Annotated in this window: 29 protein-coding genes, 2 tRNA genes and 1 pseudogene; 11 read left to right on the top strand and 21 right to left on the bottom strand. The window is 35.4% G+C overall.

The window, feature by feature from the left end; translation table 11 throughout:
- Window positions 1-3: 3 nt before the first annotated feature.
- Entirely contained in the window at window positions 4-189 is a 186-nt protein-coding gene (locus AAGD93_RS03770; RefSeq protein WP_197907208.1) for a hypothetical protein, read from the bottom strand.
- On the opposite strand from AAGD93_RS03770, the gene AAGD93_RS03765 reads away from it, so the two are divergent.
- The 4 genes from AAGD93_RS03765 to gmk all read left to right on the top strand — a co-directional run bounded on the left by AAGD93_RS03765 (window position 172) and on the right by gmk (window position 4,100).
- Window positions 172-366 (top strand): hypothetical protein, encoded by a 195-nt coding sequence (locus tag AAGD93_RS03765; RefSeq protein WP_341819060.1) that lies wholly within the window; start codon window positions 172-174, stop codon window positions 364-366. The genes AAGD93_RS03770 and AAGD93_RS03765 overlap by 18 nt on opposite strands.
- Before the next feature lie 153 nt (window positions 367-519).
- Entirely contained in the window at window positions 520-1,713 is a 1,194-nt protein-coding gene (locus tag AAGD93_RS03760) for an ankyrin repeat domain-containing protein (protein WP_341819059.1), read from the top strand.
- Complete coding sequence (locus AAGD93_RS03755; RefSeq protein WP_341819057.1) at window positions 1,706-3,511, top strand: pentapeptide repeat-containing protein; 1,806 nt, start codon at window positions 1,706-1,708, stop codon at window positions 3,509-3,511. Before AAGD93_RS03760 ends, AAGD93_RS03755 begins: the two co-directional genes overlap by 8 nt.
- The gene (gene gmk, locus AAGD93_RS03750; protein WP_341819056.1) at window positions 3,495-4,100 is read left to right on the top strand and encodes a guanylate kinase; all 606 of its coding nucleotides are present in this window, start codon (window positions 3,495-3,497) and stop codon (window positions 4,098-4,100) included. Before AAGD93_RS03755 ends, gmk begins: the two co-directional genes overlap by 17 nt.
- Window positions 4,101-4,315: 215 nt before the next feature.
- Here the strand turns inward: gmk and AAGD93_RS03745 are convergent, their stop codons facing one another.
- The 3 genes from AAGD93_RS03745 to AAGD93_RS03735 form a co-directional block, all read right to left on the bottom strand.
- Window positions 4,316-4,960 (bottom strand): transposase, encoded by a 645-nt coding sequence (locus AAGD93_RS03745; protein WP_341819055.1) that lies wholly within the window; start codon window positions 4,958-4,960, stop codon window positions 4,316-4,318.
- A 16-nt stretch (window positions 4,961-4,976) separates the two neighbouring features.
- Window positions 4,977-5,144 carry a hypothetical protein gene (locus AAGD93_RS03740; RefSeq protein ID WP_156518135.1) on the bottom strand — a complete coding sequence of 56 codons (168 nt, stop codon included), beginning with the start codon at window positions 5,142-5,144 and terminating at the stop codon, window positions 4,977-4,979.
- Between the two features lie 174 nt (window positions 5,145-5,318).
- Window positions 5,319-5,471: a hypothetical protein gene (locus AAGD93_RS03735; protein WP_341819054.1), complete on the bottom strand. Its 153-nt coding sequence runs from the start codon at window positions 5,469-5,471 to the stop codon at window positions 5,319-5,321.
- 299 nt (window positions 5,472-5,770) lie between these two features.
- Here AAGD93_RS03735 and AAGD93_RS03730 point away from each other — a divergent pair, with 299 nt between their 5' ends.
- Window positions 5,771-7,909, top strand: a complete 2,139-nt coding sequence (locus AAGD93_RS03730) for an ankyrin repeat domain-containing protein (RefSeq protein WP_341819053.1) — start codon at window positions 5,771-5,773, stop codon at window positions 7,907-7,909.
- Here the strand turns inward: AAGD93_RS03730 and sdhA are convergent.
- From sdhA to AAGD93_RS03700, 7 genes and pseudogenes are all read right to left on the bottom strand, one after another.
- Window positions 7,881-9,686, bottom strand: coding sequence for a succinate dehydrogenase flavoprotein subunit (sdhA, locus tag AAGD93_RS03725; protein WP_341819052.1), 1,806 nt, complete (start codon window positions 9,684-9,686; stop codon window positions 7,881-7,883). The two genes, AAGD93_RS03730 and sdhA, sit on opposite strands and share 29 nt — an antisense overlap.
- Window positions 9,687-11,263: 1,577 nt before the next feature.
- Complete coding sequence (locus AAGD93_RS07660; protein ID WP_353277370.1) at window positions 11,264-11,479, bottom strand: IS3 family transposase; 216 nt, start codon at window positions 11,477-11,479, stop codon at window positions 11,264-11,266.
- Window positions 11,469-12,008: an IS3 family transposase gene (locus tag AAGD93_RS03720; protein WP_341819893.1), complete on the bottom strand. Its 540-nt coding sequence runs from the start codon at window positions 12,006-12,008 to the stop codon at window positions 11,469-11,471. The genes AAGD93_RS07660 and AAGD93_RS03720 overlap by 11 nt, the downstream gene beginning before the upstream one ends.
- Window positions 12,009-12,104: 96 nt before the next feature.
- Window positions 12,105-12,398, bottom strand: a complete 294-nt coding sequence (locus tag AAGD93_RS03715; protein WP_341819051.1) for a transposase — start codon at window positions 12,396-12,398, stop codon at window positions 12,105-12,107.
- 76 nt (window positions 12,399-12,474) lie between these two features.
- A pseudogene (locus AAGD93_RS03710) lies at window positions 12,475-12,853 on the bottom strand (IS4 family transposase); the annotation flags it as partial.
- Between the two features lie 221 nt (window positions 12,854-13,074).
- Window positions 13,075-14,076, bottom strand: a complete 1,002-nt coding sequence (locus AAGD93_RS03705) for a gamma-glutamyl-gamma-aminobutyrate hydrolase family protein (protein ID WP_341819905.1) — start codon at window positions 14,074-14,076, stop codon at window positions 13,075-13,077.
- Window positions 14,077-14,156: 80 nt separating this feature from the next.
- Window positions 14,157-14,229, bottom strand: a tRNA-Phe gene (locus AAGD93_RS03700).
- A gap of 81 nt (window positions 14,230-14,310) precedes the next feature.
- Between AAGD93_RS03700 and coaD the strand changes: the two genes are divergently transcribed.
- Both coaD and AAGD93_RS03690 read left to right on the top strand, forming a co-directional pair.
- Window positions 14,311-14,817 (top strand): pantetheine-phosphate adenylyltransferase, encoded by a 507-nt coding sequence (gene coaD, locus AAGD93_RS03695; protein WP_341819050.1) that lies wholly within the window; start codon window positions 14,311-14,313, stop codon window positions 14,815-14,817.
- Between the two features lie 67 nt (window positions 14,818-14,884).
- Window positions 14,885-15,076, top strand: a complete 192-nt coding sequence (locus AAGD93_RS03690; RefSeq protein WP_341819049.1) for a zinc-finger domain-containing protein — start codon at window positions 14,885-14,887, stop codon at window positions 15,074-15,076.
- A 24-nt stretch (window positions 15,077-15,100) separates the two neighbouring features.
- Here AAGD93_RS03690 and AAGD93_RS03685 read toward each other — a convergent pair whose 3' ends face one another.
- The 7 genes from AAGD93_RS03685 to rpsB are packed head-to-tail and all read right to left on the bottom strand — an operon-like array spanning window position 15,101 to window position 19,696.
- On the bottom strand, window positions 15,101-15,727 hold the full coding sequence (locus AAGD93_RS03685; protein WP_341819048.1) for a phosphatidate cytidylyltransferase: 627 nt from the start codon (window positions 15,725-15,727) through the stop codon (window positions 15,101-15,103).
- Window positions 15,717-16,412 carry a polyprenyl diphosphate synthase gene (gene uppS, locus AAGD93_RS03680; protein WP_174515980.1) on the bottom strand — a complete coding sequence of 232 codons (696 nt, stop codon included), beginning with the start codon at window positions 16,410-16,412 and terminating at the stop codon, window positions 15,717-15,719. Before uppS ends, AAGD93_RS03685 begins: the two co-directional genes overlap by 11 nt.
- 6 nt (window positions 16,413-16,418) lie before the next feature.
- Complete coding sequence (locus AAGD93_RS07655; RefSeq protein ID WP_010962657.1) at window positions 16,419-16,682, bottom strand: hypothetical protein; 264 nt, start codon at window positions 16,680-16,682, stop codon at window positions 16,419-16,421.
- A gap of 5 nt (window positions 16,683-16,687) precedes the next feature.
- On the bottom strand, window positions 16,688-17,245 hold the full coding sequence (gene frr / locus AAGD93_RS03670) for a ribosome recycling factor (RefSeq protein WP_010962658.1): 558 nt from the start codon (window positions 17,243-17,245) through the stop codon (window positions 16,688-16,690).
- Window positions 17,246-17,252: 7 nt separating this feature from the next.
- The gene (gene pyrH / locus AAGD93_RS03665) at window positions 17,253-17,996 is read right to left on the bottom strand and encodes a UMP kinase (RefSeq protein ID WP_410529881.1); all 744 of its coding nucleotides are present in this window, start codon (window positions 17,994-17,996) and stop codon (window positions 17,253-17,255) included.
- Window positions 17,997-18,006: 10 nt separating this feature from the next.
- Entirely contained in the window at window positions 18,007-18,867 is an 861-nt protein-coding gene (gene tsf, locus AAGD93_RS03660) for a translation elongation factor Ts (protein ID WP_341819047.1), read from the bottom strand.
- Complete coding sequence (gene rpsB, locus AAGD93_RS03655) at window positions 18,848-19,696, bottom strand: 30S ribosomal protein S2 (protein WP_341819046.1); 849 nt, start codon at window positions 19,694-19,696, stop codon at window positions 18,848-18,850. The genes tsf and rpsB overlap by 20 nt, the downstream gene beginning before the upstream one ends.
- A 191-nt stretch (window positions 19,697-19,887) precedes the next feature.
- Between rpsB and AAGD93_RS03650 the strand changes: the two genes are divergently transcribed.
- The 4 genes from AAGD93_RS03650 (at window position 19,888) to AAGD93_RS03635 (ending at window position 23,487) form a co-directional block, all read left to right on the top strand.
- Window positions 19,888-19,964 (top strand) — tRNA-Asp (locus AAGD93_RS03650).
- 129 nt (window positions 19,965-20,093) lie between these two features.
- Window positions 20,094-20,537 carry a preprotein translocase subunit YajC gene (yajC, locus tag AAGD93_RS03645; protein ID WP_341819045.1) on the top strand — a complete coding sequence of 148 codons (444 nt, stop codon included), beginning with the start codon at window positions 20,094-20,096 and terminating at the stop codon, window positions 20,535-20,537.
- Window positions 20,538-20,561: 24 nt separating this feature from the next.
- Window positions 20,562-22,382: a glutamine--fructose-6-phosphate transaminase (isomerizing) gene (gene glmS / locus AAGD93_RS03640; RefSeq protein ID WP_341819044.1), complete on the top strand. Its 1,821-nt coding sequence runs from the start codon at window positions 20,562-20,564 to the stop codon at window positions 22,380-22,382.
- Between the two features lie 184 nt (window positions 22,383-22,566).
- The gene (locus tag AAGD93_RS03635; RefSeq protein WP_341819043.1) at window positions 22,567-23,487 is read left to right on the top strand and encodes an Rpn family recombination-promoting nuclease/putative transposase; all 921 of its coding nucleotides are present in this window, start codon (window positions 22,567-22,569) and stop codon (window positions 23,485-23,487) included.
- A gap of 114 nt (window positions 23,488-23,601) precedes the next feature.
- Here the strand turns inward: AAGD93_RS03635 and AAGD93_RS03630 are convergent, their stop codons facing one another.
- The 3 genes from AAGD93_RS03630 to hemC form a co-directional block, all read right to left on the bottom strand.
- Complete coding sequence (locus AAGD93_RS03630; RefSeq protein WP_182319086.1) at window positions 23,602-23,793, bottom strand: hypothetical protein; 192 nt, start codon at window positions 23,791-23,793, stop codon at window positions 23,602-23,604.
- A gap of 96 nt (window positions 23,794-23,889) precedes the next feature.
- Entirely contained in the window at window positions 23,890-24,777 is an 888-nt protein-coding gene (gene murB / locus AAGD93_RS03625; RefSeq protein ID WP_341819042.1) for a UDP-N-acetylmuramate dehydrogenase, read from the bottom strand.
- Window positions 24,768-25,646, bottom strand: coding sequence for a hydroxymethylbilane synthase (gene hemC, locus AAGD93_RS03620; RefSeq protein WP_265022165.1), 879 nt, complete (start codon window positions 25,644-25,646; stop codon window positions 24,768-24,770). The genes murB and hemC overlap by 10 nt, the downstream gene beginning before the upstream one ends.
- Window positions 25,647-25,737: the final 91 nt, after the last annotated feature.

The raw sequence follows: 25,737 nt of genomic DNA, 5'->3' as shown, positions 1-25,737 counted from the left end.
GATTCATTCCATAGCTGTACGAACATTCATTTTTGAAGGTAAATTGCACAGCAAATGGTCAGTGCTTGGCACTGGAATAACGTCCTCCTTTGTCATCCCAGTGCCCAGACACTGGGATCCAGTTTTCCATATAATCTCATCGAAAATGTTGTAACCACTTTCTATGCTAGTTTGCTTGCTTACAAGCAAACTTTTCTGGATCCAAGTAGTCTGGGCACTGGGATGACAGGAGAAGGAGGCTACTTGCATGACACCATTCTTTTTTCTGGATCCCAGTGTCTGAGCACTGGGATGACGAGAAAGGAGCACTGGGATGACATCCTCCCTAGCGGAGATTGCTCTCAAATCACAATGTTCGTACAGTAAGCACTGACCACTTTGCTTCAATATTTGCGATGCCCCTGAACAGATACAAAAAATCTATTGTTTTTTTATAAATTAAATCCTAAGGCATTTTTTACTGTAGATTAATCATTTGATTATAGTATCATTTTAATTAAGCTTATGCTTGGGATATTTATGAAAAATATTTTATATTTTATATTATTAGCTGTTGTATTCGGATCACTGAGCCTATTTGCTGTAGAGCAATTTGAAGAAAAGAAAATCGAATCAGTTCATAAAAACGAAAATGTAGGTGTAAGGAAGCAAGATAGCACAAATCAAAAAGATGAGTTGAAAAGCAACGTCGATGCTAAACAAACACAAGAGGCTGAGAGCAAAAGATTAGACGGCACTACCGATAAAGAGAAACTGCAACACAACGAGGACAAAGCTTCCGTGGTTGAAAAAACTATAAGTGAAGGTGAAAGGATTGATAAAGATTTGCCAAATGACCAGCTAGAAGAAAGCACAGACAAATTTGCTCAAAATTTACCAAATGTGGCCAATAAAGAAGTGAATAAAGATTTGAAACCAGAGCCTTTGCCTTTAAGTGCTGATTTAAATGAGAATACAGCTAACCCGCAAAAAAATCTACAAGCTGATCAGAAGATTGATATAAAAGATAATGAACTTTCAAAAAGTGATGCGAGTCAATTATTAGAGGGAAAAAAAGAAAAAGTAGAGAATCAGTCTGAAGAAAAAAAAGTGAAAGAAACAAACAGTAATTCCAAGGACCGCAATAGAGTAAAACCTATAACTAAAAAAGATGAAGAAGAGCAAAGTGAAAAGAAAAGTTTACAAAAATGGACAAAGCTAAACAGAGAACCAATAAAAGAATGGGGTCATAAAGACATACAAAGCAAGTCAATATATAAACGACAATATGATAGCCTTAATGAGCATCTTCCTACAACTGTGTTTATTGATGATTACAGTAAGCAATTTTTTTACTGCATTAAGAAGAACAACTTAACTTGCTTAAGAGGAGTAATAAGTAAGCTAGAAAAAATTGGATTAACAATTCAAGAGATACTAAGGTTTAGAAATAAATTGGGTGATACTCCTCTCATTTATTCAGTTAAACAAGGTGAGGTAGACATAGTGCGCTTTCTCTTATTACAAGGTGCTGATCTTAGAGTAGTTAACAATAATTTTCAATCCCCAATTGATATAGCAATCGAAAAAAAGCAGATTAATATAATAAATGCGATTGCCGAAATGATGCCACATCTTTTGGAGGATAGAAAAATAGACAATAAAGAAAGCTCAGCAATGTACGATTGGGCTGTGAAAACGAAAGAAATACAGTGCGATAAGCAAGATGATTAGATTTTTGATATTAATTTTAGTTGGTCATTTATGTTATGGAAACGAAATAAATGATGAAAAAAATCAGATTAGTGATTTTTTAAATGCTCTGTGTGATGCAAAATACGTATCTTACAGTAAAAAAGACTTTGCTGAATTTTTGGTGCAGTGCCACAAAGAGGGCGTGCCAGAAGATTTTAAGAAAGGTTTTGGTTCTAACTTAAATGGAGCTAATTTTAGCCAACTGTACCTAAGTAAATCTGTTTTTGATGGAGTAAGTCTGATTGGTGCCGATTTTTCTAACACCGATTTATCCGATGTGTCTTTCATTGATGTTGATTTACGTGGTGCTAATTTTTCCAATGCTAATTTACATGGCATTAAAATAAAAGGTGCAAATTTGAGTTTTACAAAATTTGTTTCTGCAAACTTAACAGATATCGTATTTGATCAGTCTAATGTTAGTTATGCTGATTTTATCAGTTCCGATCTCAAAAAAGTAAGTATGCACAACGTAATTGGTTTGCATACTAATTTCTCGAATGTGAAAATGAATTTCTCCAACTTATCAAACTCGAATGTTGGCCACGTAAATTTTAGTGATAGTGAAATAAACGATACCGTTATGCAGAAAAACAACCTTGATAATGCAAGTTTCTTTGGAGTGGATGCATATAAATTAAAGATACAATTTTCTTCATTAAAAAATGCTAACATATATGGTGCAGAGTTAAAAGAATCAGACTTTACAGGTAGCAATCTTTCCGCTGCCTACCTTAATTCTTCTATCATAATTAACAGTAACTTCGACGAAACTAATTTAAGCAACACACAAATTTCCTATGTGAATGACGATAATTCAAGTTTTGTTCAATCTATACTAAATGGTTCCAAGATAAAGCATACATATGTTTCTGAAGCAAATCTTCAGGATGCTGATTTATCCAATATTGATTTTAGTTTTAGTGAACTGCATCAAGTTAATGTCTCTAATGCTGACATTCGTCACGGAAAGTTTCATAATACTAAAGTTGCGAATTCTAACATGAATGGCTCATTTTTTGACCATTCACTATTCACCTCTGCGAAGATAGAAGATTCAGACCTTTCTACAACTTCAATGTATAAGATAAAAATCCAAGACTCTCAAGTTTATAACAGCATGCTTTCTCACCATAATATTGATTCCAGTGAAATAGAAAATTCAACATTCTTTAATTTATTAGCTGATAATTCAAGCTGGTCCAATTTAAAAGTAACTAATTCAAATTTTATTGAAAGCGATTTCAGATCTTCTTTGCTTTACGCTAATGCCTTTAGGAAAACTAGCTTTTTTCTTAGCAATTTGAGCAATTCAACAATTAGTGATATGTCTTTTCTCTCTTCAAGCATATATAAAAGTTCAGTTGTTGATGCTCACTTAACAGGTTGCAAATTTGATAATTCAATTTTGATTGACAATAAAGGACAGAAAAAACTTGCAGGTTCAGAAAATGCTATAACTTCGATTAAAGATTTGCAAGAGAAAATATCACAGGGTGAAAAATTTAATGTAAATTATTCTTACTTTGAATTTAAGAATATGAATTTAGAAAATGCCGATTTTTCTAATTCAACATTGAGTAGAGCAAAGTTTGTAAACGTTAATTTGAATAAGGCAAATTTTGAAAAAACCGATTTGCGCTATACTGTCTTTGATAACTCTTCTCTTATTGGCACCAACTTATCAAATTCTAATTTAGAAGGTTCTAGCTTTTTAAACTCTGATCCAAAAAGCGCCATGTTAAAAAATGCAAAGAAAAATGACCGTAAAAAGTGAGGGCGTATTATTGGTTCTATCCTCCCCTTCTGGAGCTGGAAAAACTACTATATCAGCAAAATTACTTGAGCAATCAACTAATTTAGTTAGGTCTGTTTCTATGACTACACGCAAGCCTCGCCCCGGCGAAATAAATGGAAAAGACTATTTTTTCGTTACCGAAGAAAAATTTCACGAGTTATGCGAAGCTGGTCAGATGCTTGAATACGCCAAAGTTTTTGAGAATTTTTATGGTATAACAAGAGATTTTATAGAGCAAAACCTGAGCAGTGGAATAAGCGTTTTACTAAGCATAGACTGGCAAGGAGCATTTCACTTATTCAAGCTCATGAGAAAAAAAGTTGTGAGTGTTTTTATACTTCCCCCTTCAATGGAAGAGCTTAGGTTGCGTTTGCAAAAGCGTAATAGCGATGATGCAAGCGAAATAGAGCGCAGATTAGCCGAAGCTCAAAAAGAGATAAGCAAACGTGATAAATATGATTATGTAATAATCAATGATGATATTGACAAAAGTGTAGAAGAGATAAGCTCCATACTAAATAAAGAAAGACTTAAAAAATCAGAAGAAAAACCAAGCCTGGAAGACTGATAAAAACATTAATGTATCTGTTCAGCAGAGTGGCAAAATAAGGTAGACGAGAAAAGACAACTATAGGAACAAATGGGTGTCATGCCAGTGCGTGACACTGGCATCTACCGTCTTAAACATCAAGATAAAAATTATTGTTTTTTATCATAGCATTTAAACAAATGATGATTTTTCTCATTACAGCAACTAAAGCGACTTTAGCGGCTTTGCCAGAGTCAACTAAACGCTGCTTTCATTTTTTTATTATGACGCATTGCAACCACAGCAGACATGTATAATGCTTTTCGAGCATAAAATCTGCCACCTATGATCTGGGCTTTGCTCACTTTCCTTCCGCTTTCACTAGTTTTTGGTGCAACTCCAACTAGACAAGCTATTTCCTTATTATCTAACCTGCCAAGTTCAGGTACCTCTATGAGTAGGATACTTGCGGTTTTCCGTCCAACACCTTTATAGCTAGTTAGCAGTTTGCTTTTTTCCTTCAAATCAGGATCAGAGTTTATTATATCTTCTATGTCTTGCCTAATTTGCTCTAATTGTTTTTTTGCAAATTCTATCTGTTTTTCTATATATTCCCTGGCTTTTCCTGTAACCTTATGCAAACGACACTTATTTGCGTGAACTTCATCGTTTAGATTGCGCTCAACTGCTCTTAGCTCTCTTAGCTCTTTTAGTTCTTCTTGCTTTTGTGAAACTATGTATTCTACTACCTCGTCATTTTTTGTGATAAATTCAGCATATTTTTCTAGTAATTTTGCATCTAATTTATCTGTTTTTGCAAAGTGGTTGCAGGCTTTTGCAAATGCATATACCCGATTTGGGTGAGCTCTGTGAACAGCTATGTTATGTTCCCGTAACAACTTTATGACAAGTTTTTCATAACCACCTGTTTACACATAACTTAACAAATACGTTAGCCATTTTTGACTTTATAAACTCAGATATAGCTGTCTCTACATTTTCTATACGCTGATGTTTATTGTTGATTGAGATATCAAGTGTTTCTTTTGAAACATCAATACCAATGAAAACTGTTCTAGCCATTTTTGTACCTATAAATATAATCAAATAATAATGTAACAGGATTGTGATTCGATCTTTTAGATCCCCCTACCGTTCGTACTCCATTTTTTAAAGCTAGGAGTGTACTGAGATGCCTACGATTTCTATCAATCAATCCAATTGACAGCTAGCTCATTATAGTCTTGCGACTTTGACTTAATATACAATCCAGTCCTTTTGCACAGTTCCATCAAAAACGTTGTAAAGCGCTTTCGTGTTTACCAACTTAGTGCCCAATCTGGATCCCAGTGTCAAGCACTGGGATGACAAGAAAGGGAGCACTGGAATTTTTGTTTCAGCATTAGCCATGCATCTGAACAGATATACATTAATTTGCAGCTATAGTTTCTTATCCTATTTTAGCCAATAGCACGTTTCGCAGTTTAGCTATATTTATTATTTTTTAAGACAAAATAGTTAAAATAGTAGACAACTGTTCAAGTGAGGATTTGACTATGATAACAGATTTTCTAATAGAAACTAGTTTTCTGCCTTTCCACCTATATTTTGATCACATATACAACGTTTAGCTCAATTTAAAAGTCAAACTTCTTGGTTGTTAGTTTAGTGCTGACAACTTAAATAGCTTTTAATATTGAGGTTTTAGTATGGATATAGATCTAAACGCACTAACTACTAATGCAAAAAAATTAGATGAATACATAGATAAAAATGAAAAGCAAGAGCGGGATAGAAAAGACGAACAATTGTATGGCATTATAGAGAGAAAGGTAAAAAAAGAAGAACACAAGCGTGAAAAACCAAGAGGTCAAGATGGAGCTCTCAAGGAGTGTAAAAGGTTATTCAAGGAAGGTGCTAGCCCTGAAGTATTAACTAAATTAGAAGAATCACTTAGAGAACAAGAAAAATATTATAGGTATTATGTCCAATGCTTCCTTCCAGTGCTAGATAAAGCAATAAAACGATCGAAAAAAATATCAAATGAAACAAAAGAACGAGTAAAGCAAGTAATTTCAGAAATTACTGATAATAGCAAATATTGTTCTAATAGTATTACCCACAACAAAAATGATCGTAGGAATAGTGAAGATAGTGAAGCAGAAAGTGGCTACGGTAGCGATATTGAAGATGATCATAAAGTAGAAATAAGCAACGAAATAACAAATAGCAATGCTCTATTACTAAAAGCGATCAAAAATGGAAATAACAGGAAATTTAAAAAATATCTAAAAGATTGTACGGATATTAATAGTGTGAAAGGTGAAAAAGACAACAATATTTTACACCTTATCGTGTCGTTGGAAAAGAAACAGAAATGCAAGTTTCTAGGTACCCTAATAAAAACGGTCACCGAGGAAGATTTAGCACAACTCATTAATAGTAAAAATCAGGAAGAACAAACGCCTCTTCATCAGTTGCTTCAGCATATAAAAGAAAAGAATGAGGATCGATCATGTACAGATAGAAAATTTGAAAAAACAAATAGGTATAAAGCCTTAGAGTTATTTCTACAAAATGGTGCAGATATTACTGTGCAAGATAAAGATGGAAAAAATGCTCTGCACTATATTGCTTCATTCAAAGGAGAACAAAAAGTTACATGTTTAGAGTTGATTTCAAATAAAGATGATGCTGTAAATACTACTAACAGGGAAGGATTAACACCTCTTCATCAGCTGCTTCAGCATATAAAAGGAAAGAATGAGGATCGATCATGTACAGATAGAAAATTTGAAAAAACTAAAAGGTATGAAACCCTAGAACTATTGCTAAAAAACGGTGCAGATATTACTGTGCAAGATAAAGATGAAAAAAATGCTCTGCACTATATTGCTTCATTCAAAGGAGAACAAAAAGTTACATGTTTGGAATTGATTTTAGGTTTAGTAAAAAATGGAACAATATCTAAAGATAAATTAGGTAAAGCTATAAATGCTAAGAATGGAGAAGGGAACACACCCCTAGAATTGGCATTAAAGAAAAAAGCAGAAAAAAGAAGTATCGAATACCTACCGCAAGGAACAATTTTTGATACAGCAACTGCTTATGACAATACAACAAAATTTTGTACAATGCTGCTAGAAATAGGCGCTGATCCCTTTTCTCTGGAGCTGAAAGATCCAAAATTCCATACTAAAAAGTACTATTTAACTTTACGAGATCTAAAAGATTATTCAGGGACTCCACAGAAAGCACAGGAGAAAGCTAAAGAACTAAAAGAGAAGCTTGAAGAAAAATACCACTGTAAAACTGCTTCAAAAAAATGCAAGTCTGGCATTAAAGAAGCAGGTTCTGGTATAAAAAAAGGAGTATCTGCTGTAGCAGGATTCATAGATCCAGCAAAAAGGACCAGCGAACTGTTAGCAATCACGATAACGATTACTGTTATTGCAATGGTAACATTTGCTTTCTTTCAGGGTCAAATGGCAATTGGAGCAGCCATTCCTATCATAGCTGTTGCTGGAGTTATATGCCTTACTTTAACTTTAGGATTTAGTGGTATTAAGAAACTTTTTGAAAAATCAACCAACAAAGCACAGGACACATTTAACGACAAAAACCGCTCTAATTCAACAACAGAGCAGAATCAAGCTTCGAAGAACCTTGTTAATAATGATCAACAGAATTTAAGAAATGAGACTAAAAATCAAGCAGTACAAGAGTCACCAAATCAACCAGAGCATACAGAAAACCCAGCTACTAAAATGAGCGATGTATCAATACTACGTCAATTCATGAATAAGCTAGATGGGCTGACTAATAAACCCTCTTCTCTGGCGCTATGAAATCAATCTCACCGCTCAGAGTTTTTTCAGCCACTTTTTTATAATCAATTTTTACGTTAATTTGCCCTTTCTTTTCTTCAAGCCACGCTATAGTGTGCTTCATCCAGTTTTTGTCATCACGTTCAGGAAAGTCTTCACGAGCATGGGCACCTCTGCTTTCCTCGCGATTAGCTGCGCATTCCATGGTAATAACCGCTTGTGGGATCATGTTAGCAAGCTCCAGTGCTTCAACTAAATTACTATTCCACATCATACTGCGATCCTCAAGTGAAATATCAGGCATCATTTTTGCTACCTTTTTTATAGCTTTTTTGCCTTCTTCTAAAACTTCAGCAACACGGAAAACTGATGCGTATTTTTGCATAGTGTTCTGCATTTCACTGCGTATTTTTGCTACTTTTAGCCCACCAGAAGCAAATCGCATTTTATTGAATCTATCTACTATCCAGTCTGTGCAGTCTGAATGCAATTTTTTATGTGGTGTACCGGATTTTAGTTTCTCTCTTGCTCTGAGCGCTGCAGCTCTGCCAAAAACCACAAGATCAAGAAGCGAGTTAGAACCAAGTCGATTTGCACCGTGCACAGAGACGCACGCAGCTTCTCCAATTGCAAATAGTCCATCTACCACTTCTTCCTTACCTTGCTTCAGCGTAATCACTTCTCCATGATAATTGGTTGGAATGCCACCCATGTTGTAGTGAACAGTCGGAATGACCGGTATTGGATCTTTAGTGACATCAACTCCAGCAAAAGTTCTTGCGGTTTCGCTGATGCCCGGCAATCTGAGTTTTATTACTTCCGGATCAAGATGCGCTATAGTTAAATACATGTAATCTTTTTTCGGTCCAACTCCCCTTCCCTCTCTAATTTCAATTGTTATTGCGCGACTCACCACATCACGGGAAGCTAAATCTCTTGCTTTTGGTGCGTAACGTTCCATAAACTTCTCGCCCTGAGAATTAACGAGGTACCCCCCTTCACCACGGCATCCTTCTGTCATCAGGCACCCTGAGCCATATATTCCTGTTGGATGAAATTGTACAAATTCCATATCTTCAAGTGGTAATCCAGCCCTTACCACCATGCCGTTACCATCACCTGTGCAGGTATGCGCACTTGTTGCAGAGAAATAAACACGTCCATATCCACCTGTTGCTAACACCACTCTATGCGCACGAAATCTATGTAATGTGCCGTCGCATAGTGACCAAGCAAGAACTCCGCAGCATGCTCCGGTTTCGCTATCCATAATTAAATCAATCACAAAGTATTCAACAAAAAATTCAGCGTTGAATTTAAGACACTGCTGATATAGAGTATGAAGGATTGCGTGCCCAGTCTTATCTGCTGCCGCACAAGTGCGCTGCGCTGATTTTCCTTTACCAAAGTGAGTTGTCATTCCACCAAAGGAACGCTGGTATATTTTGCCATCTTCTGTACGAGAAAAAGGTACGCCAAAATTTTCAAGTTCAATAACAGCTTTAGCAGCGTTTTTACACATATATTCTATTGCATCTTGATCACCAAGCCAGTCTGAACCTTTTATTGTGTCATATGCATGCCAGCGCCAATCGTCTTCACCGATATTACCTAAAGCTGCACTAATTCCGCCTTGTGCTGCAACTGTATGACTTCGTGTAGGGAAAATTTTAGAAATGCAGGCAACTGAAAAATTAGTTGCAGCCATCCCAAGCGTTGCTCTGAGCCCTGCTCCACCTGCACCTACTACTACCACATCATACTCATGTTCTATGATCTCATACGCTGACTTATCCATATTTGCTTATTTTATCATTACAGGCTTATGATATCACAGAAGTAGAAAAAATCTATACAAGTTTTCTGTAGCTATATCGCTGCGGTATTTCATAATAGATCCCGCTAACACGTAGCGGGGTGACAGCAGTCCTACGTCATACCGCCGCAGTATCTCAGCCACTAATACGTAGCGGGATGACGGTTGTCAGGGTGTCATCCCAGTGCCCCTATGATGTCATCCCAGCGCCTCTATGATGTCATCCCAGTGCTTGACACTGGGATCCAGCTTTTTTGTAATTTTATTGAAAATGTTGTATAATCGTTTGTTTACAATCAATTTTTCTGGATCCCAGTGTCAAGCACTGGGATGACACCCTACTTAGCCGTCATACCGCGATTCATTTGCGGTATCTCATCCGCTAACAAGAGATCCCGCTAACACGTAGCGGGATGACGAGCTTATTGTCATGCCGCCGCGAACCGTCATACCGCCACGAACCGTCATACCGCGATTCATTCGCGGTATCTCTAGATCCCGCTAACAAGCAGCGGGATGACGATTGTCGTTTAGCTATAAATATTTAAGAAATTTACCAAATAAAAAAAAAGGCAAAAGAAGCCCTGGTCATTGTCTATTTTCAGTATTGACGTACATAACAATGTTACAAAAAATGATATCATAGAATTCAATAGGGTAATCCCTAGAGAATTACTCATCTACAGAGAGCCAAATCGTGTTAATGCTGTTTAGATGTAAAAGATAAGCTAAATCTTTACAGGGAGTTTAAAACAGTAGAATACCTTTGATTGAAAGAAAGAACCAAACTAGGCAACTTAACCGGTTTGCTATTTCAACTACTACAACTAAATCAATAAATCTTAATAGGGGGAGATAAGCTAAATCTTTACAGGGAATTTAAAACAGTAGAATACCTTTGATTGAAAAAAAGAACCAAACTAGGCAACTTAACCGGTTTGCTATTTCAACTACTACAACTAAATCAATAAATCTTAATAGGGGGAAAAACATTATGAGTGCGCCAAGAAGTGCGTAAAGTTCAGTTGGTGAAAATCCAACCCAGGCAAAGCCTAGCCAGCAACCTGGAACGAACCATTATGCTGCGTAAGGTGACGAGCGTAGTAAAGCTAGTGGAAAGGACAACATAGGGTACAACGAAAGTGAAGGTATTGAGTCCCGAAATTTTTAACGAAATAGAGGTCGACACCTTTCATGAAGTGGAAGACAGCATGAAAGATAACAATAGAAGGCAAGTTATCAATCACTCTATCGGGATCTGAGGCCGTGCCATGTGTTGAGATGGAAATTACGTGAACTTGGGAGATCCTTTGTATTCCCAATGGGTACTCTGGAACAAGTCAATAAAGACGAGGACTGGGGAAAGATGCAAAGGAAGTCGGACTAACTGATAGTACTCGGAGTGTGGGAAAGCCACATACAAGGGGAAGCGGTTAGCAATATAGTAACTGGTATAGGGATTGCTATACCAATACAACAGAGATTGGAGTAATATGCAAGAGAAACTAAACCAGATTGACCTTACCCAGAAAAAGTGGAGAGAAAGTTTGGAATGTTTTTCACAAAGAGAATGATGAATCAAAATGCTCAGGAATGCAATAGTTAATAGTGGAGTGTCTACGTTGTTTGTTATAAAAAATTTCTATATATTCAAATATAGCAGTTTTGATATGCTGTTTAGAGTGCCGAGAGGTGTCTATTGGTAACTCCCTTTTTAGAGAACTGAAGAAGCTTTCCACAACAGAATTGTCGTAACAACAACCTTTATGACTCATCTATGTTTTTTATGGATAAGAGATATTGATAACCTTGCGAAGTATATTGTGAACCTTGATCACTATGTAATAGTAGATTTTTGGCAGGTTTACGCTTGTTAACGGCCATTAATAAAGAGTCCATAACCAATTGTTTATTTATTGAACTGCTCATTGACCAGCCAACTACCATGCGTGAATATAGATCGATTATTGTTGCCAAATATAGCCATCCTTCTTTGGTTTTTATATAAGTAATATCAGTTACCCATACTTTATTTGGTTGATCGACAATAAAGTTTTGGTCTAATATATTGGGAGCTACGACTCTACTGTCCGTTTGTTGTTTCTTAATTTTAAATTTTCTTCTCAATATAGCCTGAATACCATTTTTCTGCATAATACTTTGCACTGTTTTTAAGTTGCAACTTTTACCCAAAGCCTTTAATTCAGCATGAATTTTAGGAGCTCCATATCTACATTTAGAAGCTTGATATATTTTTTGAATATCTGCTAATAACTCTTTATTTGCTGATTCTCTACTGCTTATTTTCCTTGTAGTCCACTTATAGTAGCCACTAGCAGAAAACCCTACATAATTCCTGCACTTTATAGTGTTTACTATGCTCTTTTATGAAAAAATATTTTACTCTTTTTGACTGGCAAAATATCCCAGGGCTTTTTTTAAAATGTCTCTTTCTCTTGTTACTTTTGCTAACTCTTTCTGTAAATCAAATCTCTCTTTGTCATAAGGTGCTACATCTGGAAATGCATTTGCCGCTGACTTTTTTTCGTTATTTTTCTTCATCCATTTTCCTAATACACTATCCCTTATTCCTAGATCTCTTGCTACTTTTGCAACTGGTTGACCTACCTTTCTTTGTTCATTTGCCAGCTTAACAGCTTCCAATTTGAATTCTGCCGTATATTCTCTTGCCATTTCTAATCCTCCAAAATTTTATTTTACCCGAAAAAACTCCTTCCTTTCTCTCCACTTTTTCTGGGTAAGGTCAGTTTCCATTTGGTTCAAACTCGGATACAATTTCCCCAGAGCTGGGTAATCTCATACCAGAACCATCTGCTGCAATAAGTCTATAGCCTCTCCAACTCAGGTTCATCCTGATAGGCTGTTTGGATGCTTAAATTCTTGAAAGCCTGTATGGCAAATCTTATACCTTGCTTTAGAAAAAGCTTGCTTTGAGGGTACATGTCAATGGCTCCATAAGTTCACATTCTATTCCCAAACTTTTTTTAACTAACTTTAAAATCATAGAAAATACTGTCGAAAAAGGAAGTTTTCTTGTTCGTGTAAAACTCAACACAATGGATTTTCTGAAAAGTTTTCGAGTATATTGCATTTTTAATTTGTAAGATAAGATCTTTTCCTTTTTGCATGCCTCACCTAAAAAAGACACATTTTAAACTTTTTTGTTGCAACAAAATAGAAACAAAAGTGCTGTCCCTTGCACTCTTTGGATAATTTAATGATAAAAAATTTGGAGAGAAATTTTATACACTATCGCTGATATTTTTCCTTAAGTTGACGCCATTGCCTGAACGGATACATGACAAATCTATCGTTTATCAAATCGTCGGTAAGCATAAAGCTATAGCCATTAAGCACGATAAAGAAAATCATTCATAATCGCTATAGCAACTAGTGTAGACACTTGACGTTCCTTGTGATTTGATAAATAGAGGTTTTTATCTGACTTCACAACAAGGGCTTCTGGATGACTTTGAAAGTGAACATTACCATGCTTATCTTCAATAGCCTCTATTACCCCCTCACTGGAAAATGCTGCAACTTTATATCCAAGTGACTCCAATTTTCTTCTATTTTCTGGTGTATTACTTACTGCTCCTGAATGAGCATCTGGAAAATATGTTGAAAACCAGCCATTTTCATTAGGTATTAGGAATTTGGCTACTACTTCTGCTAAACGACTATTTGGAACGATCTTTATCTGCTGGAGAGGTACATCCTCTTTCTGTGGATTAGGTGCTGATTTTAAATGAGATCTTTGCTTCTCTTCATCACTCACAACACTCACTACTTCAATTCCCTTTGCATTCATTATGCCTTCACATATGCCAAGTAAATGAATTGCAGGGTTATCATCAACTATTTTTACAATTGCTTCAGTAACAAGCTGGCGATAAGGAGTGGGTGCTGAATGTAAATTATCCGGAATAAATATCCTATTTATTTTGTGCTCTTTAATGAATTGTGCAACTTCAATTTTTATTCGATCTAATGCTAGCTTTCTTGCCAACATTTCATCTTGTTTTGCGAGATTAAGTAACTCTGTCTGAATTTTTTTAAGGCTAATTATCTTATTATAATCAATCATTACAGTCTTAACCCCAAAGTTATTAAACATCTCGTAGATATTTTGAGATAACCCAAGCTCATGTGCTTCTTCCGTTTTCAACAAACCAACAACTATGTCATTATTTACTGTATTTTCTGCCGTCAAGACAGTTGACGCTGGTTCTTCTTTTCTGGTTACATGTTGAGATGCCGGTTTTTCACTAACGCCAGCGTAAGTAATATTACTTAATAATAGAACTATAATTAATAAGATGTTAAATACTTTATTGTAATATTTATACACCATAACTTGCCTCTCTAATATTTATATTACGATATAGAGTATTTTATAACAAAAAGGCAAGTTTGCCAAGAAAGAGAAAGTGGCCTGAGCAGGAATCGAACCAGCGACACAAGGATTTTCAGTCCTTTGCTCTACCAACTGAGCTATCAGGCCAACTGTATACTTTTATTTTTAGATAAAAAATGTTATTATGTCTATCAAAAGTTTTTAAAGTAGTTTATATAAAAATAAAGGATGAACATTAATAACAGAACAGGAATCTACCCTGGCACATTTGACCCTATAACTTTTGGGCATATTGACATAATCAAAAGAGCGTGTAAACTAATCGATAAATTAATAATAGGAGTTGCAGAAAACGTTAATAAGCATACTGCCTTTGACACAAAGCTACGCACAAGCATGGCTGAAAATGAAATCAAAGGACTAGGAATTGATGCAGATGTTATATCTTTTAATGGGTTGCTAGTGAAGTTTGCCAAAGAGCAGAATGCTTCTGTTATTATTAGAGGATTAAGAGCAGTGTCGGATTTTGATTACGAGTTTCAAATGAGTTGGGTAAATTATAAACTTCTTCCTGAAATCGAAACCATATTTCTTCCCGCTTCTGAAGATACTCAATTTATCTCATCAAGCTTTGTAAAGGAAATAGCAAGATTAGGAGAAGATGTTAGCAAATTTGTATCAAAAGGTGTTCAAAACGAATTGATTAACCTGAATAGGATAAAAAATGGAGAATAGTGCTTGTTGTTTTTTATTTCTGAATGGGTATATTCAATATATAAATGTTATAAGCTAAAGGAGTAGCATGTCAAAAGTGAGGATTAATAATAGAAAAGTTTGTTGTCATGGTGATGAGAATGATGAGGGTTCCGGCCATCCATTAATATATTTAGATATGGGAGAAGAAGAGGAAATAGCCTGCCCTTATTGTGAAAAGACGTTTGTCCATGACTGCACTGTAGAAGCGGTTGGGGAGCTGACTAGGGATGACCTCTAATGGCACTTTATTTCTTCTGCAGACTTAGCTTATGTAAATAGCAATAAGAGGGGCAGTAAAAATGAAACCGTCCATACGGTCGAGCACTCCCCCATGGCCAGGTATCATATTTCCACTATCTTTAACACCGTAAGCTCTTTTAACAAGCGACTCAGTGAAATCGCCAAGTTGCGCTAGAATAGCAATTGCAAGGCCAATGATTGGAGAATAAAAAATTGAAAATAGACCAAAAAATATTGATCCAAAAATTGTGCACACTACTCCAGCTAAAATCGCACCAAGAAGTCCTGTCCAAGTTTTTCCAGGGCTAAGAATTGGGCAAATTTTAGCTCCACCAAAATTCTTACCAAATAGGTAGGCAGTAATGTCAATTCCCCAAATGGTTAAGACGAACCATACTAATGCGTATTTTCCCTGTGGTAGATTATATAAATATATTAATGAGGCGCTTGGTAGTGCAATCAATAATAATGCGAAAACGTATAAAATTTTGTTTCCTTGGGTTAGATTATACCATTCAAAAGAAGATAAAACTGCTATTGAAAAAATCAATAGGTAAAACGATAAATCACTGAAATATGTAGCAAAGGAAAATATGAATAATATTACTATTGAGGACAACATTCTAATTATAAAATTATTATCTACCATATTTTTTCTCTCTTTTTGTATAATCTTCTAATGCTTTACTCAAATCTTGACAAGAAAAATCAGGCCATAAAGTATCACAAAAATACAATTCAGCATAAGCTGCTTGCCATAATAAAAAGTTGCTTAACCTTTTTTCGCCGCCAGTGCGAATTAATAAATCCAATTTTGGCAGATCTTTAGTATACAGAAATTTTTCAAATTCCTCTTCTGATACATAAGCAATATTTTCTTTTATAATATTGCTTATAGCTTGTGTAATTTCTTGCTTTGCTCCGTAACTGACTGCCACAGTGAGTAATAAACCATCGTTCTTATGTGTCATTTCTTCTGCTTTTTTAATTTGATCCAATATTTTACTGGATAACAGACTTAAATTGCCAATAAAATTCAACTTAATGTTACAGTTGCAAATGAAATTGACTTTATCTTCATTAGTTAAGACAGAGTAAAATAAATCAAATAGACAGTCAGTTTCGTTTTTGGGTCTAAGCCAATTCTCCATAGAGAATGCATACAAAGTTAAGTAGGGTATGGTTAAGTCCGTACAATACTTGGCAATATCGTATGCAACTTCACTGCCCTTTTTATAACCATCAATTTTTACCCTTCCTTGATTGTTCGCCCATCTACCATTACCATCCATAATAATTGCTAAATGTTTCGGTAAAGATTCTTGATTCAACATTTAAATTTAACCTAATTTTGACTTGAGTGAAATTTTTTGGATTTCAATGGACACCTGGAAGGTGTCAGCTACTTGCATAACAGGAAGAGAGTTACTGTAGTGACACCAATAGTTGATACTTGAATGCAAAATTGGTGTCATCCCAGTGCTCCGACACTGGGATCCAGGAAATTTGATTTCAAACAAGTGCATCAGATAGTTGTATAGTAAAGACTGGATTCCAGTGTCAAACACTGGAATGACATCATTTGCTATGTAAGCTTTCTCCATATCATTTAGTGATTCAGTATATCCTTTTCTTTGATGGACAATTCACCATCAATCTTTTTTATATTATCATCAGTAATATTTTGTATTTCCTTCTTAGCACCATGAAAATCATCTTCTGAGATTTCTTTATTTTCCTTCATTTTTTCTGTTTCTTCCATAATATCTCTACGTATATTTCTAATGGCAATCCGTGCATTTTCAGCAAACTGATGCAATAATTTCACTAATTTTTCACGGGTTTCTTGTGTCAAGTCCGGAAGAGCTATACGTATGGTGCTACCCTCGACAACAGGATTTAAATTCAGGTTAGCATTTAATATAGCGTTTTTCACTTCACCTACAACACTAATGTCCCAAACTTTAATTGATAGGGTTTTGTTATCTATAACCGAAACGCCTGCAACTTGATTTAACTTTTGATGCCCACCATAGATGTTTACAACTATACCATCAAGCAAAGATGCACTAGCTCTACCAGTGCGTACGCCTTTAATATCATCATGAAAGGACTGAATAGTTTTTAGCATTCTTTCTTTTGTTTTAGCTTTTATTTCATTTAACATAAATTACCTACTGTTTACAATCTGAAACTATAGTATAAGTACCTTGACCCTTAATAATATTGACTATTTTTTCTCCCTTCAAAGAAAAAACTATAATTGGAATAGAATTCTCACGAGCAAGTGAAATTGCTGATGCATCCATAACTTTTAAATCACGAGTCAATAAATCCGTGTAAGAAAGCCTATCATACATTACAGCATCCTCATTTTTTTTCGGATCAGCGGAGTATACACCATTTACTTGCGTACCCTTTAGAATAACATCACAATTCATTTCAACAGCACGTAAGGCTGCAGCTGTATCTGTAGTAAAAAATGGGTTGCCTGTGCCTGCTGCAAAAATTACCACTCTACCTTTTTCTAAATGACGAATAGCTTTCCTTCTTATGTAAGGTTCACATACAGTGGCCATGGGTATTGCAGATAATACCCTAGAAGCTATTAAATTTTTTTCTAAAAAGTTTTGTAAAATTAAAGCATTGATTATAGTTGCAAGCATTCCAATATAATCACTACTTGCTCTTTCACAGCCACTTAAAGACGCAGATGTGCCACGAAAGATATTACCACCACCAACAACAATACATACCTGAACTCCAAGCCTGTTAATATCAGCTATATCTTTGCACAATTGGCTTATTATTTCCATATCATAGCCAAAAGACTGTGACCCCATTAAAGCTTCACCAGAAATTTTAAATAACACTCTGGAATATTTTATTTCGCTTTTTTCATTTATTGAGGGAAACATTTTTTACCATTTAGTTTGCACTACCCAAAACAAGTAACTTGTAATTAGATAATTTAATAGCACTCATCTCGCTTGATTTTATAAAATCAGAAACCTTTATTTTATCATCCTTTATGAACTTTTGTTCTAGTAAAACAACTTCTTCATAGTACTTAGCCATTCGTCCATCTACTATTTTTTTTGCTACTTCTTCAGGTTTATTTAAGCCCCTCACTTGCTCTTCAATTATAGAACGTTCATTTTTCAACTTCATTTGATCTAAATCATCTATAGACAAAGCTTCAGGCTTCATAGCAACTACATGCATAGCTATTTGTTTCCCAATCTCTTGTAGCTTCGCCTTATCACCAGATGATTGCAATGCAATTAAAGCACCAATCTTACCTAAGCCACACACATCACCATGTACGTAGCCAGCAATAACTCCATCCTTAGCTTCTAAGTAACAAAGCTTGCTTAACTCTAGCTTCTCACCAAGAACTGATGTACCATTCATAATAGCTTCCTGCACTGTGCCAATGCCTTCATACTTGGCATTTTTTAACTCATCAACGCTAGTACAGCGTTCTTGATGAGCAATTGATGCTAAATTTGAAACTAACTCTATAAATTTCTCATTCCTTGCAACAAAATCGGTTTCGCAATTGAGTTCAATCAATACACCACAATTTTCAGTCAAACACATAGCAACGAGCCCATCTGAAGCTACTCTATCAGATTTTTTGTCAGCTTTAGCAAGACCTATTGTACGTAACTTATCAACGGCTTTCTTAATGTCACCATCACATTCTTCTAATGCTTTTTTACAGTCACTTAAGCCAAGCCCTGTTCTATCACGTAATTCTCTTATATCATCTGGATTCATCTTCATTTGTTACTACCTCCCTTTCTTCTTCTTTGTAAACTTTACTACGTCTCCTTTTAGTTTGCACAATACCGTCTTCTTTTTCTTGAATAAACTCATCACCCCTTATATCATCAATCTTAACTCCAGATTTTGCTAGACTAGACTCTATTCCAGCTAATATAGAGTCGGTAGCTAATTTACAATAGAGCTCTATTGATTTTCTTGAGTCATCATTTCCAGGTATTAGATAAGCAATACCATCTGGATCAGAATTAGTATCAAGTATTGCAACTATTGGAATTCCTAACTTCTTAGCCTCCTTAACCGCTATATGCTCTTTATTAGTATCAATGATGAATAAGATATCAGGAATTGCTCCCATTTCTCTAATACCGCCAAGCGCCTTATCAAGCTTTTGCTTTTTCTTTTCAATGTTTCCCAATTCTTTCTTTGTTAAAATGCTATCCTCGTCATTTAATATTTTCTCATATTGCATCAAGGTTTTTATCGAAGAAGAAACAGTGCCCCAATTAGTAAGCATACCACCAAGCCAACGATGATTCACATAATATTGACCACAACGAATCGCTTCACTTGCAATAATATCAAAAGCTTGAAACTTTGTACCAACAAATAGAATGCGACCACCTTGAAATGCAACGTCATATAAAGCCTTCATGGCCACCTGTAGCAATGGTAGTGTTTTTCGCAAATGAATTATATGTATACGATTTTCTTGATGCACTCCATATATGTATGGAGCCATTTTTGCGTTCCAGCGACTAATTTTGTGACCAAAATGTACACCAGATTCGGCTAAATCACGCACAGTGACCTTAGGCAAATTTGTCATATATCATTCCTCCAAATAGTTTATCTTCCATGGCATAACCCTAATGGGACTACTTGTACAAGCCATGTGTGAAATTAAATTATTTACATAGTAATAGAAAAGACAGCAAAGCGCAAACAAAAAATATTGACAAAGGGCAACATGTTTATTAGCTTTAAAGTTGAAGCCCGAAAACGCTAAAAAGAAATTAGGGGGGTGTAGCTCAGTTGGTTAGAGCGCATGCCTGTCACGCATGAGGTCGTGAGTTCAAGTCTCATCACTCCCGCCATATTAGTTTTAGCATAACTTAGAATTCGCAACCGATATTGAGAAATGCTTCCACCAAACTTGACATGGTATGGTATTGTAATTAATACTTAAATAGGTTTATTTTTATCATTAACAATTAGGATTAAATATGTTCATTTCTGAAGTTTTTGCAGCAGATGCAACTAGCAATACATCAAGTATCAGCGCATCTTTTGCTAGTTTTATTCCACTGATTTTAATATTTGTGGTATTTTATTTTCTCATTATTCGCCCACAGCAAAAAAAACTAAAAGAACATAGAAAGATGATAGATCAAATAAAACGTGGTGATACAGTCATTACTTCTGGTGGTATAATAGGTGAAGTTAACAAGGTTGATGGAGCAAATGCACAATTTATAATAGAAATAGCACCAAAAGTTGAGATAAAAGTCCTAAAGTCTGCTATATCTGAAGTTTTAAACAAAGAAACTCAAAAAGTGGCAGCTAAACCAATTGAAAAAGGCAAAATCGAAAAAAATGATAGAAAAAATAAAAATCAACCAGAGGAAAGTATAAAGGGAAAAGACGATAAAGGTAAAAATGCCTCATAACTCTAAAAAAAGGTTCATTTGGTTGTGTGCGGAATATTTGGTGTAGTAAGTAGCGGTGATTCAGTAATACCAACTTTACTAACTGGGTTGCAAAAATTGGAATATAGGGGATATGACTCTTCAGGTATAGCAATCATAAATAACGAAGGTAAGATAGAAGTCAAAAAATCAGAAGGTAAGGTCGAAAGGTTATGTGAAGTTGTTGATGATAGCAAGATGTCTCACAGTACAGTTGGTATAGCACATACTCGCTGGGCTACACATGGAGTCCCAGGCCTTAAAAATGCTCACCCCATTCGTACAAATAATGTTGTTGTTGCTCATAACGGCATAATTGAGAATTACAATCTGCTAAAAAAGGGTCTAGAAGAAAGGGGAATGTCATTCCATACTGACACTGACACAGAGATCATACCAAACATGCTAACCTTATATCTTGATGAAGGATTGTCGCCAGTTGATTCTCTATTTAAGTGTTTAAACAACCTACACGGCTCATTTGCCTTGGTCTTATTATTTGCAGAATATCCAGACGCCTTATTTGTTGCGAAGAGAAATTTGCCTTTAGCAATAGGCTATAACTGTAACACAGTGTTTGCTGCATCTGACTCTAATGCTTTAAGTGCATTTGTGGAAAAAATATCGCATTTGGAAGATGATGACATTGCAGTGATAAAATCTAGTGGAGTTAGTATATACAACAATGGTACACAAGTTAAACGCAGTATAGAAAATAGTAGTCCAAGTGATTTTCTAATTAGCAAAAATGGTTACCCTAGCTTCATGTTAAAAGAGATTTTTGAGCAACCGCGTGCATTAAACAAAACAATAAATCAATTTCACAAGCAATATAAAGAGGTAATATTTGCTAACAAAAAATTGTTTTCTGAGCTGAGTTACATTACTATAGTTGGATGCGGGTCATCTTATTTTGCTGGGCTAATAGCGAAGTATTGGCTGGAAAGTATTGCTCAAGTTCGAGTATATCTAGAAATCTCATCAGAATTTAGGTATAGCAACGTCAAGCTGGAAGAAGGCAGTATTGGGTTATTCATTTCTCAATCTGGTGAAACTGCAGATACCATAGAAGCGCTGCGTTATGCAAAATCACAGAAGCAAACAATCATTAGTATAACTAATACATTTAGCAGCAGCATTGAAAAGATCTCAGATATTGTGTTACATACTCTTGCTGGGCAAGAAATTGGTGTTGCTTCAACAAAAACCTTTTCTGCGCAACTTGCAACTTTAGCATGCTTTGCCGTGGAGCTTGGAAAAATAAAAGGTATACTGGGTGGAGAGAGAATAAAACAGCTAAGCAGTGCTATCAATTCTATTCCCGAGTATGTTGAGCACGTTTTGAATGTGATGAAAATACAACATATATCGGGCAGTATATTAGAACACAATAACGTTATTTTAATCGGCAGAGGAAGTTCATACGGAGTTGCAATGGAAGGCGCATTGAAAATAAAAGAGCTTTCATATATCAATACAACTGGTATTGCAGCGGGAGAAATGAAGCATGGTTCTATTGCTTTAATAGACTCTACTGTGCTTGTTATAGCAATTATCCCTTATGATGATTTATTCTTTAAAACGCTATCTAATATACAAGAGATTATTGCAAGAAAAGGCAAAGTAATTGCCTTCAGTGATAAACAAGGAGCGCCATTCCTAAGGGGAGTTTGCGCAGATGTGGTGCAACTTCCAGACACTGATAATTTTATCTCTCCAATCATCTACAGTGTTGCTATGCAATTCCTTGCTTACTTTACTGCAGCAAAAAAAGGGTTAGATGCAGATTGTCCAAGAAATTTAGCTAAGTCTGTCACGGTTGAGTAGTCCATTTAAAGTTAAAGCTAAACTTCTAATTAAGGTAACCAGACTGCATTCTGTGATTTTTAGCAAAACACGATCTTTCATTTGAGCTTCCTTCAATTTAAAATAAATACAGAAACTAGCTATCTTCAAAAATATGGTTGAATAATTGTGTGTATAATTATTAATATTTTTAAGCACTTTGGCTATGGCTTTATCTAAGTTTCTCGACCCTAAGCTGGACTTGACCTTCAAAAAAATATTTGGCACTGAAAAAAATAAGAATATTCTCATACATTTTTTGAATGATATTTTAGGATTTACCGAGATAAATACTATACAAGAAGTGGAATTCCTCAGTACTATAATGGATCCTGAAATTGCATCTGATAAGCAAAGTATAGTTGATGTTCTTTGCAGGGATTCTAGTGGGGCCAGGTATGTGATTGAAATGCAGCTTACTCGCGATAAAGGCTTCGAAAAACGAGCTCAACTGTATGCTGCTAAGGCTTACTCAAGACAATTAGATAAATCTGGCAACTACATTGATTTAAAGAAAGTCTTCTTTATTGCTATATCAAATTGTAACTTACTTCCTGAAGAAGTTGATTATATATCCAGCCACACTATAAGAGATGAGAAAACCAATGAGCATGACTTAAAAGATTTTCAATTTGTATTTATTGAACTACCTAAATTTCCTAAGAATAAGGAAGAACAGCTAGAAAGCATAGTGGATCGTTGGTTATTTTTCTTCAAATATGCAGATGAAACTACGGAAGAAGACTTAAGGAAAATAGCAGAAAAAGCACCAATAATAAAGTTAGCCTACGATGAATTAGACAGGTTTAGCTGGAATGAAAAAGATTTAGTAGCGTATGAAGAAAGAATAATGGATCTACGCAAAGAAGAAGCCATTCTTGAATACAGACTTGACCTTGCTACTGAAAAAGGCATCCAAATTGGCGAAGAAAGAGGCATCAAAATTGGTAAAGAGGAAGGGAAAATCGAAGGGAAAATTGAAGTCGCAAAAGCAATGCTGGCTAATAATGTTGATGTTAACACTATTGTCAAATTTACTGGCCTTTCTATTAGTGAGATTGAAGAATTAAGTGTGAACAATTACTAATTAAGAACTTTAATTATCAATCATAAGTCACTGAATTTCGTTAGTAAATTTGTTGCCATTATCCATATTGCACAATTGTATATAAGATATAGTATAACAATAGTGTCCGTTCAGCTAATACCAATTCCCACTGCACAACAAACGGATAGGCAACAATGGAAAAAAAGCCATACTATTGCCTTTCTTTCTCACTCCACAATTAAATAACTCTACAATATCGCTTATTTGATTCACTAATAATGAGAATTGGTATAACTTTGCTATTTTTCTCTCTAGATTCTTGCAAAGTTCTACAAGATTAACCACATTACCTCACGTTTTCTCTATGATTATTTTTTTAGATTACTTGTCTACCTTATTTGCCGTTCTCCTGAACGAATATACAGAAGCTATAAAAACTATCTAATAGCTACCCAAAACCCTTATTTCCCACTCAAGTTCAACATTAAATTTATCCTTTACTGCATCTTTTACTCTGTTGCCAAGGTTTTCCAAGTCAGATGCAGTTGCATTATCGTAATTGAGCAAGAAGTTACAATGTTTCTTAGAGATTCTAGCTCCACCAATATTTAACCCTAGGCAGCCAGATTTATCAATTAACTCCCATGCTCGGTAGTTTTTTGGATTTTTGAATATGCACCCAGCAGTTTTTCCTCTTATTGGCTGGCTTTTATTTTTTCTCTCAACAATTTCCTTTAACCTTTGCAATATAAGCTCATACTCTGAGTTTACTCCTTTAAACTCAGCTTCAACAAAAATCCAATTTCCTTTTAGGCTATGTCCACGGTAAAAATACCCCATTTCTTCGCTGGAGAACTCATATAGGTTTCCATCCTCTAGATTCACTGCTTTTATGGATTGTACAACGCTTGCGATGTCACTACCATACGCACCTGCATTCATTTCTATTCCGCCACCAACTGTTCCTGGAATTCCAACTAGAAACTCGAGTCTACTAATTTGTTGCTCTCCTGCAAAGTAAGCAAGGTTCCTGAGCAGCGCAGCACCACCTGCAACAATAGAGTTGTTACCCTTACTTTTAATATATGCAAACTCCTTACCTAATTTTACTGTTATTCCTCGAATGCCACTATCTCGTACTATTATGTTGGATGTTGCACCGATAACGTTAATTGGCAACTCAGTATTTTTAATCAAGTATGTTAAATCTTCAATATCACATGGTTTAAATAACACATCAGCTCGTCCACCGACGTTTAACCACGTCGCTTTAGACATTAAGACGTCATAACGATAGATTCCACGTACTTTAGGTAAGCCTATAAGCATTTTGATTTCAACTCTAATCCTGCATCCATACCCATTTCTTCTGCATCTTCTATAAATGAAGTGCGCTCAGTAAAGTATATATCTTTTTCATTTGCTAACATACAACGAAGATGTAGCATATTTTCGCTCACATATTCAGCCAAAGCTGCAAGTGGTGTGAAACACGAACCATTCACTGTTTTCATAAAACTGCGCTCTGATTTCACTCTTATAAAAGACATATTATTATTAATTTTCTCTAAAAGATCGATAATTTTTACATCATTCCTTCTACATTGAATACAAACCGCCCCCTGCCCCACTGCACTTAACATAACTTTTGGTGGCAATACCTCTGTAATCAAGTGATGTTTTTCTAATCTTATGAGTCCTGCTTCAGCTAGAATTATTCCATCAAAACTTTGATTTTGCAATCTGGTTGTTACATTTCCACGTAGCGGTACTATATTTAAATCTGGTCTAACATTTAACAACTGAACTTTTCTTCTTATTGAAGAAGTGGCAATAGTAGCCTGCTGTGGCAAAGACTCAAGGCTATTGTGTTTATGAGAAATAAACGCATCGCATGAACTTAGCCTTTCTAAAACACAAGGAATTGTTAAACCCCCTGAGAAAAACGCAGGCATATCTTTTAGCGAATGAACTGCCATGTCTATATTATTTTCGAGCAATTCAGTCTCAATTTCTTTAATGAATAATCCTTTGCCTCCTATTTCAGCAAGATTTGCGTTTGCATACTTATCTCCAGAAGTTTTTATTTTAACAATTTCAATAGATAAGTTAGGAAAAGAATCCAGCAACTTTTGTTTTGCTTCCAAAGCCTGGGCAACTGCAAGCTTGCTTCCTCTGGTACCTATTTTGACTAGCATGTGTACGATTGTTTGTCTGATGTCATTCAAGTAGCTGACTACTTGGATCCAGTTTAATTCATTATATAAACCTTTGCATTTATTGTACTTT

The sequence above is a fragment of the Wolbachia endosymbiont (group A) of Brachyopa scutellaris genome, assembly GCF_964026995.1.
GTDB lineage: Bacteria > Pseudomonadota > Alphaproteobacteria > Rickettsiales > Anaplasmataceae > Wolbachia > Wolbachia pipientis.
The sequence above is the reverse complement of the archived record's forward strand: the minus strand, read 5'-3'. Positions and strand labels throughout refer to the sequence as shown.

Coding starts and splice junctions, on each gene's coding strand:
- yajC (WP_341819045.1), top strand. CDS start 20,094: ATGTTCATTTCTGAAGTTTTTGCAGCAGATGCAACTAGCAATACATCA.
- pyrH (WP_410529881.1), bottom strand. CDS start 17,996: ATGTTTCCCTCAATAAATGAAAAAAGCGAAATAAAATATTCCAGAGTG.
- AAGD93_RS07655 (WP_010962657.1), bottom strand. CDS start 16,682: ATGGAGAAAGCTTACATAGCAAATGATGTCATTCCAGTGTTTGACACT.
- coaD (WP_341819050.1), top strand. CDS start 14,311: ATGAACATTAATAACAGAACAGGAATCTACCCTGGCACATTTGACCCT.
- sdhA (WP_341819052.1), bottom strand. CDS start 9,686: ATGGATAAGTCAGCGTATGAGATCATAGAACATGAGTATGATGTGGTA.
- frr (WP_010962658.1), bottom strand. CDS start 17,245: ATGTTAAATGAAATAAAAGCTAAAACAAAAGAAAGAATGCTAAAAACT.
- hemC (WP_265022165.1), bottom strand. CDS start 25,646: ATGCTAGTCAAAATAGGTACCAGAGGAAGCAAGCTTGCAGTTGCCCAG.
- AAGD93_RS07660 (WP_353277370.1), bottom strand. CDS start 11,479: ATGAGTCATAAAGGTTGTTGTTACGACAATTCTGTTGTGGAAAGCTTC.
- AAGD93_RS03685 (WP_341819048.1), bottom strand. CDS start 15,727: ATGGTAGATAATAATTTTATAATTAGAATGTTGTCCTCAATAGTAATA.
- AAGD93_RS03690 (WP_341819049.1), top strand. CDS start 14,885: ATGTCAAAAGTGAGGATTAATAATAGAAAAGTTTGTTGTCATGGTGAT.
- AAGD93_RS03760 (WP_341819059.1), top strand. CDS start 520: ATGAAAAATATTTTATATTTTATATTATTAGCTGTTGTATTCGGATCA.
- AAGD93_RS03740 (WP_156518135.1), bottom strand. CDS start 5,144: ATGGCTAGAACAGTTTTCATTGGTATTGATGTTTCAAAAGAAACACTT.
- tsf (WP_341819047.1), bottom strand. CDS start 18,867: ATGAAGATGAATCCAGATGATATAAGAGAATTACGTGATAGAACAGGG.
- rpsB (WP_341819046.1), bottom strand. CDS start 19,696: ATGACAAATTTGCCTAAGGTCACTGTGCGTGATTTAGCCGAATCTGGT.
- uppS (WP_174515980.1), bottom strand. CDS start 16,412: ATGTTGAATCAAGAATCTTTACCGAAACATTTAGCAATTATTATGGAT.
- murB (WP_341819042.1), bottom strand. CDS start 24,777: ATGCTTATAGGCTTACCTAAAGTACGTGGAATCTATCGTTATGACGTC.
- gmk (WP_341819056.1), top strand. CDS start 3,495: ATGACCGTAAAAAGTGAGGGCGTATTATTGGTTCTATCCTCCCCTTCT.
- AAGD93_RS03735 (WP_341819054.1), bottom strand. CDS start 5,471: ATGGCTAATGCTGAAACAAAAATTCCAGTGCTCCCTTTCTTGTCATCC.
- AAGD93_RS03635 (WP_341819043.1), top strand. CDS start 22,567: ATGGCTTTATCTAAGTTTCTCGACCCTAAGCTGGACTTGACCTTCAAA.
- AAGD93_RS03755 (WP_341819057.1), top strand. CDS start 1,706: ATGATTAGATTTTTGATATTAATTTTAGTTGGTCATTTATGTTATGGA.
- AAGD93_RS03730 (WP_341819053.1), top strand. CDS start 5,771: ATGGATATAGATCTAAACGCACTAACTACTAATGCAAAAAAATTAGAT.
- AAGD93_RS03715 (WP_341819051.1), bottom strand. CDS start 12,398: ATGGCAAGAGAATATACGGCAGAATTCAAATTGGAAGCTGTTAAGCTG.